This is a genomic window from Novosphingobium soli, from assembly GCF_042432915.1.
Classification (GTDB): Bacteria; Pseudomonadota; Alphaproteobacteria; order Sphingomonadales; family Sphingomonadaceae; genus Novosphingobium; species Novosphingobium soli.
On record NZ_JBHLWK010000030.1, the window covers coordinates 1 to 7,164 of the forward strand.

Here is a 7,164-nt window from a genome sequence, read left to right on the forward strand (position 1 = left end):
GCTGCCACCTCCCCATCGCTTCGCGACAGGGAGGATCGCTCCCATCCCATCCTCCCCGTTCCGCCCGCGCGGCGGGGGGTGGAGGGGTCAGGCCCGCAGCGCCTCGATCCGGTCGATGGTCGCCTTGAAGTCCGCCACCAGCGCGCGATAGGGGTCGGGCCTGGTCATATCCAGCCCGGCCACCTTGAGGATGTCCACCGGGTCGGCCGACCCGCCCGCCCGCAGCACGTCGAGGTAGCGTTCGCGCTCGGCCTTGCCGCCGTTGAGGATCGACCGCGCGAACCAGGTCCCGGCGGCGATCGAGGTGGCGTACTTGTAGACGTAGAAGGCGCTGTAGAAGTGCAGGATATAGGCCCATTCCACCGCGTAGGGCGCGTCGATCACGAAGTCCGGGCCGTGATAGCGCTTGAGCAGCTCGAGGTAGACCCGCGTCAGGCTCTCGCCCGAGAGGCCCTCGCCGGCCTCGGCCATTTCGTGCATCTTCAGCTCGAACTCGGCGAACATGGCCTGGCGGAAGAACGTGCCGCGCAGGCCTTCCAGGCGCATGCCGAGGTAGTAGATCTTCTCCTCGGCGGTCTTCGCCTGGGCCAGCATATGTTCGACCAGCAGCACCTCGTTGCAGGTCGAGGCGATCTCGGCGGTGAAGATCGGGTAATCGGCCAGCTCGAACGGCTGCGCCTTGTTCGCCAGCAGCGTGTGCATGGCATGGCCCCACTCGTGCGCGTACGTCGACAGGCCTTCGTAGTTCTCGCCAAGGTTGAGCAGCAGGTAGGGATGCACGTCGTAGGCGCCGCCGTTCATGTAGGCGCCCGAGCGCTTGCCGGGCCGCGGGAACGGGTCCATCCACTTCGCCGCCGTCGCCGTGGCCAGTTCGCGCACGTAGTCGGGGCCGAGCGGTGCCAGCGCCTTGAGCGTGACGTTGCGCATGTCCGAGAGGGTGAACGTGCGCTCGAGGCTGACCAGCGGCGGATAGATGTCGTAGTAGTGGATGTCGGGCAGGCCGAGCATCGCGCGGCGCAGCTGGAACGAGCGGTGCAGCTGCGGCAGGCCGGCGTTGGTCTCCGCAATCAGCGTGCGGTAGACGCCTTCGGGCACGTTGTCGGGCGAGAGCGCAGCGGCCAGCGAGCTGGGATAGCGCCGCGCCCGCGCCGCGAAGACGTCGCCCTTGAGCTTGGCCGCCATGGCGCTGCCGAGCGCGTTCTGGAACTTGCCCATCTGTCCGAAGAAGGCATCGAACACCGCCTTGCGGTCCTCTCGGCGGGGCGCGTCGCGGGTGAGCGTGTAGCCTTGCGAATCGAGCCGCTGGGTGCGCCCGTCGGACAGGGTCAGCGTGGGCCAGGGTATGTCCGAGCTGACCAGCTGCTCGCGGATCGCCTGCGGGCCGGCGAGCGGCGCGCTGACCGCGGCGAGGATCTGCTCGCCCTGCGCGTCGAGCGTGTGCGCGGCCTGGCGCAGCGTCTTGCGCAGCGCATAGGCGAAGCGGCGCTTCAGCGTCGCGTTGGCGGCGATGTAGCTCTCGACCTTGTCCGCGCCGAGCTGGATTATTTCCGGGCTGGTCCAGGCGGTCGCCTCGCCGAGGGCGGCAAGGAGGTCGTCGACCTGGGCATTGCGCTCCTGGTTGGCGGAGATCCGCACGTCCTCGTCGGCGCGCAGCGAGGCGTGGACGTAGACGCGGTCGAACTGCTTGGTGACGGCGGAGATATCCTCCAGCGCCCTGGCCATCGCGTCCGGCCCCTGCCCCAGCGTGCCCTTGTAGGCGGCGAGGCGCGGGAGGGCGGCGACCACCGCCTTGCGCGCGGCCTCCCACGCGGCGAGGTCGGGATAGAGTTCGGTCAGGTCCCAGGCGGCGGCGCTGCCGGCGGCGCCGGCCTCGGCCGCCTGCGCGGCGCCCGCCACCATCGCGGGCAGCGCGGAAGCGAGCGGGACGACGGCGGCGAGGCCCAGCGCACCGCGACGGTCGGTTTCGATCATGGCCATGTCCCCTGCGGTCCGCGCGCGGACGGCGCGGCGTGATCGGGCGAAGCTATCGCCTGTTTCGATCCGTGCAAGGGGGGGCCTTGGCAAGGGGGGCCTGGCAATAGGCAGGCAGGGGGCCTGGCAGAAGGCGGACCCGACGCCGATCGGGGACGATCGGCGTCGGGTCGGGAGCGCGATCAGCCCAGCGCGGCCTTCAGCGCGTCGACGAGGTCGGTGCGCTCCCAGGGGAACAGGTCGCCCTCGGGCTTGCGGCCGAAGTGGCCATAGGCGGCGCTGGGGCCATAGATCGGCTTGTTGAGGCCGAGCCCGGTGCGGATGCCGCGCGGGGTCAGGCCGCCCAGCCGCTCCGCCGCGACCTTGGCGATCGCCGCCTCGAGGTCGGCGTCGCGCGTGGTGCCCGTGCCATGGGTATCGACGTAGAGCGACAACGGCTCCGACACGCCGATCGCGTAGGAGACCTGGATCGTGCAGCGCTTGGCGAGGCCGGCGGCGACGACGTTCTTGGCGAGGTAGCGGGTGACGTAGGCGGCCGAGCGATCGACCTTGGTCGGGTCCTTGCCCGAGAACGCACCGCCGCCGTGGGGCGCCGCGCCGCCGTAGGTGTCGACGATGATCTTGCGGCCGGTCAGGCCGGCGTCGCCGTCGGGCCCGCCGATCTCGAACGAGCCGGTGGGGTTGATGTGGAACACCGTCTCGTCGGTGACAAAGCCCTCGGGCAGGACTTCGGTCACGACCTTGCGGACATAGGCCTTGAGCTCGGCCTCCTGCTCGCCCGTGTCGTAGCCTGCCTTGTGCTGGGTGGAGACGACCACCGCGGTGGCGGCGACGGGCACGCCGTCCTCGAAGCGCAGCGTGACCTGGCTCTTGGCGTCGGGCTCGAGGAAGGAGACGACCTCGTCGTGGCGGTCCTGCGCCAGGCGGTGGAGGATCTTGTGGCTGTAGTCGAGCGTCGCCGGCATCAGGTCGGGCGTCTCGTCGCAGGCGAACCCGAACATGATGCCCTGGTCGCCCGCGCCCTCGTCCTTGTTGTCCTTGGCGTCGACACCCTGGGCGATCTGCGCCGACTGGCCGTGCAGGCGGTTGATGAACTCGAACGTCTCGTGGTGGAAGCCGTCCTGGCAATAGCCGATCTTCTTCACGACCGCCCGGACGGTGTCCTCGATCTCCTGGAGGGCGCCCTCGGCCCACTGCCCGTCCTCATAGACGCCCTTGCAGCGGATCTCGCCGGCAAGGACGACCAGCTGCGTCGTGGTCAGCGTCTCGCAGGCGACGCGCGCCTCGGGATCCTTGGACAGGAAGAGATCGACGATGGCGTCGGAAATCTGGTCGGAAACCTTGTCGGGATGACCTTCCGAAACGCTCTCGGAGGTGAAGACGTAGTTGCTGCGCATGAGGTCCCTTGGCAAAGACGAAGCGATATAAAGAAAGCTTTATGTCGCGGGTCTAGACCCGCCGGCGATCCAGTGCAACCACGCAAACGGCCGCGATCGCCAGCAGCGCGGCCAGTGCCAGCGGCAGCGCGTTGCCGAAGCCGGCGAAGAGCGTCGGCTCGTGCGGGGGCGGGATCAGCCCGTCGAGCCGCCCCTGCCGGTGGCGCGGCACGAAGGCGCGCACCACGCCGCCGGCGTCGATCACGGCGCTGATCCCGGTGGTCGTGGCGCGCAGCACGGGCAGCCCTTCCTCGATCGCGCGGAGCCGCGCCTGCGCCAGGTGCTGCGGCGGGCCCCAGGCACCGAACCAGCCGTCGTTGGAGGGGTTGAAGATGTAGTCCGGCCGGTTGCCGGGATCGACCACCTCCCCGCTGAAGACGATCTCGTAGCAGATCTGGATACCCGCTTCGCCGTAGCGGCCGAAATCGATGGTGCGCGGCCCCGGTCCCGGCCAGAAGTCGAGCGCGCCGGCCACCAGCCGGCTGGCGCCTAGCGGCTCGAGCAGCCAGCGCAGCGGCAGGTACTCGCCATAAGGGACGAGGTGCGCCTTGGAATAACCCGCCAGGATCGCGCCGCCGCCGTCGATGGCGGTTACCGAGTTGCGCGCGGCCACGTCGTCGCCGTTCTCCATCACTAGGTCCACGGCGCCGGTGAGCAGGACGCCGTAGGGGCCGATCACGCGGCCGATCCGGCGGCGCGCGGCCACCGGGTCCCCGGCATACGTGTAGATGCGGTAGAGATAGGGCGGGTAGCCATCGCGCAGGAAGTCGCCGAGGCCCGATTCGGGCCAGAACACCATCCGCCGGTCGCCCGGCCGCCGTGGCAGCGACAGGCTCGCCAGAGTCAGGAAGTTGGGCTCGTAGTTGCGCGGATCGTCGATCCGCTCCTGCCGAATGTCGGGCTGGACGAGGGTGAAGGGGACCGCGCCCTCGCGTTCGGGCGGGGGCGGCGCGGCCATCGCCGCCGCCAGCGCCGTCGCGACGGCCAGCGCCGGAAGCCAGCGCAGCACCCGGGCGCCACCCGAGCGCTCCGCCGCCCACCGAGCGCAGAGGCCCGCCAGCCCTGCCGCGAGGACCAGCACGCCCGAAAGCCCGTAGGTGCCGATCCAGGGCGCCAGCGCCGCCGGCCCCGGGTGCAGGTAGCCTCCGAGCAGCGCGACGCCCAGCGGGTTCCAGGCGAACCCGGTGAAGACCCAGGCCCGCATCCACTCGGAGACGATCCAGGCCGCCGCGAAGGCGAGGAGCAGGCCGCCGAAGCGGCGGACGGTGCGGGGCCCGCCCGCGGGGCGCGCCAGCAACCAGGCCGCCAGCGTCGCCAGGCCGGGGAAGACGGCGAGATAGAGCGCGAGCAGCACCACCGCGATCATGCCCAGCCACGCGGGCATCTGCGCCTGGTAGGTGAAAGCGGTCGCGATCCAGTTGTTGCCGAGGGTGAAGTGCCCCAGGCCGAAGCACCAGCCCAGGAGGAAGGCCTGCCGCCCGGTGCGGGCCCGGACCAGCAGCTCCAGCAGCCAGGCGACCGCGAGCAGCGACAGCGGCCAGAGCGCGAGCGGCTGGAACCCGCAGGCCGCGGCCGCACCCGCGGCGATCGCGGCGACGGCCCGTTGCCCGGGACGCGGCGGCAGGGCGGCCCGGATGAGGATGGAGGGGAAACGCGAAGCGTGCCGGTCGGACTGCATCGCCCAGGGCTTGTAAGCCCCGCCCGGCGGGACGCAAGCGAACTCGCGCCCCGCCGGGAGAACTGTCGTTATCAGCCGTTCACGGCTTCGGGGGTGGGCTCGTCGGCAGCGGGCTTGCGCGTGCGGCGGCGACGGGGCTTCTCCTCGGCGGTGGCGCCTTCGGCGTCGTCGACCGAGGCATCCACCGGCTTTTCGGCGCGCTTGCGGCCGGGCTTGGCGGAGATCGAAGGCGGCAGCGCGGCGGCGTCGAAATCGCCGGCTGGCGCCTCGGCGGCGGCGGCATCGGCGGAAGCCGCGGCCTGGTCCTCGCCGGCGTCCTCGTCGCGCGGGCCGCGGCGCGGCTTGCGCTGCTTCAGCCCGCGGCTGGCGCGGCTGTCGCGCACGAACGGATTTTCCGCCGGCTCATAGACGCTGCGCTCGCCCTCGCCCAGCACTTCGGCCGGCTGCTCCGGCGCCGCCTGGGCCTCGTCCGCGACCGGCTCGGGGGCGCTGCGCGGTTCGCGTTCCTGGCGGAACTCGCGCTCGGGACGCGGCGCGCGCTCGACCGGCGCCTCGCCGTAGGGATCGTAGTCCGAGGCGAAGTCGTCGCCGTAATCGGGCTGGCGATGATCGTCGCGGCGCGGCTGGCGGGATTCCTCCTGCCGCTGCTTCTGGTCGGCGATCACGCGGAAGTAGTGGTCGGCGAACTGGAGATAGTACTCCTCGGTCACCCGGTCGCCGTTGAGATGGGCGTCGTGCGCCAGCTTCTTGTACTTCTCGAGCAGCTGGGGTGCGTTGCCGCGCGCCCTGCTGTCGATCCGGTTGGTTTGCTGGCCGCCCTGCTGACGGTTGTTGCCGCGGCCACGCCTACGGTTATTACCACGATTGTTATTCAAGGGATGACTTTCCTCAAAACCCCAGGCGTTCGCCGGTTCTCCAGAACTCGGCATGCCGTGCGTAGCGTGATCGCGGACGGCCCCCCGGCTGCCGCGACTTTCCACATCTGCGTTGCCGGGGCCACCATGCCACGACCGCTTGCAAATGCTGGAGGCGAACCGGGTGTGGGAAGTCTTCGTCCACCGGCCGGTTCGCCGACATCAATAGGCATTGTACGGCACAATTCCAAGAGGAAACTTACGCCGCCAATTCGTTTGTCACCGAAAACGCGACGACCCGATCACGCCCGCCCAGGTCGCGGTGGACCACGCAGGAGAGCCCGGCCGCGGCGCCGATGGCGCAGACCGCCCCGGCCTGTCGATGGCCGATCTCGACCAGCGCGGTGCCGCCCGGCTCCAGCAGGCCCGCGATCTGCGGCACCAGCACGCGGTAGTCGTCCAGCCCTTCGGGCCCGGAGAACAGCGCACCGGCGGGCTCGTAGGCCCGCACCGAGGGTGCCAGCTCGGCCGCATCCTCGACGTAGGGCGGGTTCGCGAGGACGAGGTCGAAGCGCCCGAGGCCCGCGCTCCAGCCCGGCGCGTGCCAGTCGGCGAGCCGCATCGCGGCGCGTGCGTCGAGGCCCAGCGCCCGCGCGTTGGCGGCGGCCATGGCGAGAGCGGCGGGCGAGCGGTCGATCCCCAGGCCTTGCGCCTGTGGACGGTTCGCCAGCACCGCCAGCAGGAGCGCCCCAGAGCCGGTGCCGCAATCGAGCACGCGGCGCGCCTGCGGCGCGGCGGCGAGCGCGGCCTCCACCAGCGTCTCCGAATCGCCGCGCGGGATCAGCACCCCGGGGCCGACGGCGAAGGGCAGCCCGAAGAACTCCTGGGTGCCGGTGATGTACGCGACCGGCTCGCTGGCGGCGCGGCGGGCGACCAGCGCCGCGAACCCCTTGGGCGCCGGATCGCGCATGTGGCGCAGCAGCAGCTCGGAGCGGGTGACGCCCCGCGCATGGGCCATCAGCACTTCGGCATCGAGCCGCGCGGTGTCGCTGGTCTCCGCGAGGCGCAGGGCGGCATCGCGGATCGCCTCTGCTACGGTGGGTGGGGTCTGCGTCATGCGGCGCTCCTTCGGCGGGGCCCGGGTGCTGCGACAAGCCGTTATCCTTCGACACGCTCGGGATGAGCGGTGTCGGACGCCAAAATAGAGCGCAATGGCGTGCAATGC

5 protein-coding genes are annotated in these 7,164 nt (G+C 71.0%); all 5 read right to left on the bottom strand.

The window, feature by feature from the left end:
* Positions 1 to 87: 87 nt before the first annotated feature.
* On the bottom strand, positions 88 to 1,971 hold the full coding sequence (gene pepF / locus ACFFJC_RS19840; protein ID WP_379489113.1) for an oligoendopeptidase F: 1,884 nt from the start codon (positions 1,969 to 1,971) through the stop codon (positions 88 to 90).
* A gap of 182 nt (positions 1,972 to 2,153) precedes the next feature.
* Positions 2,154 to 3,368, bottom strand: a complete 1,215-nt coding sequence (metK, locus tag ACFFJC_RS19845; RefSeq protein WP_379489114.1) for a methionine adenosyltransferase — start codon at positions 3,366 to 3,368, stop codon at positions 2,154 to 2,156.
* Between the two features lie 52 nt (positions 3,369 to 3,420).
* Complete coding sequence (gene lnt, locus ACFFJC_RS19850) at positions 3,421 to 5,085, bottom strand: apolipoprotein N-acyltransferase (protein WP_379489115.1); 1,665 nt, start codon at positions 5,083 to 5,085, stop codon at positions 3,421 to 3,423.
* 71 nt (positions 5,086 to 5,156) lie between these two features.
* The gene (locus tag ACFFJC_RS19855; protein WP_379489116.1) at positions 5,157 to 5,960 is read right to left on the bottom strand and encodes a DUF4167 domain-containing protein; all 804 of its coding nucleotides are present in this window, start codon (positions 5,958 to 5,960) and stop codon (positions 5,157 to 5,159) included.
* A 238-nt stretch (positions 5,961 to 6,198) separates the two neighbouring features.
* Entirely contained in the window at positions 6,199 to 7,056 is an 858-nt protein-coding gene (prmC, locus tag ACFFJC_RS19860; RefSeq protein ID WP_379489117.1) for a peptide chain release factor N(5)-glutamine methyltransferase, read from the bottom strand.
* Between the last annotated feature and the right edge of the window lie 108 nt (positions 7,057 to 7,164).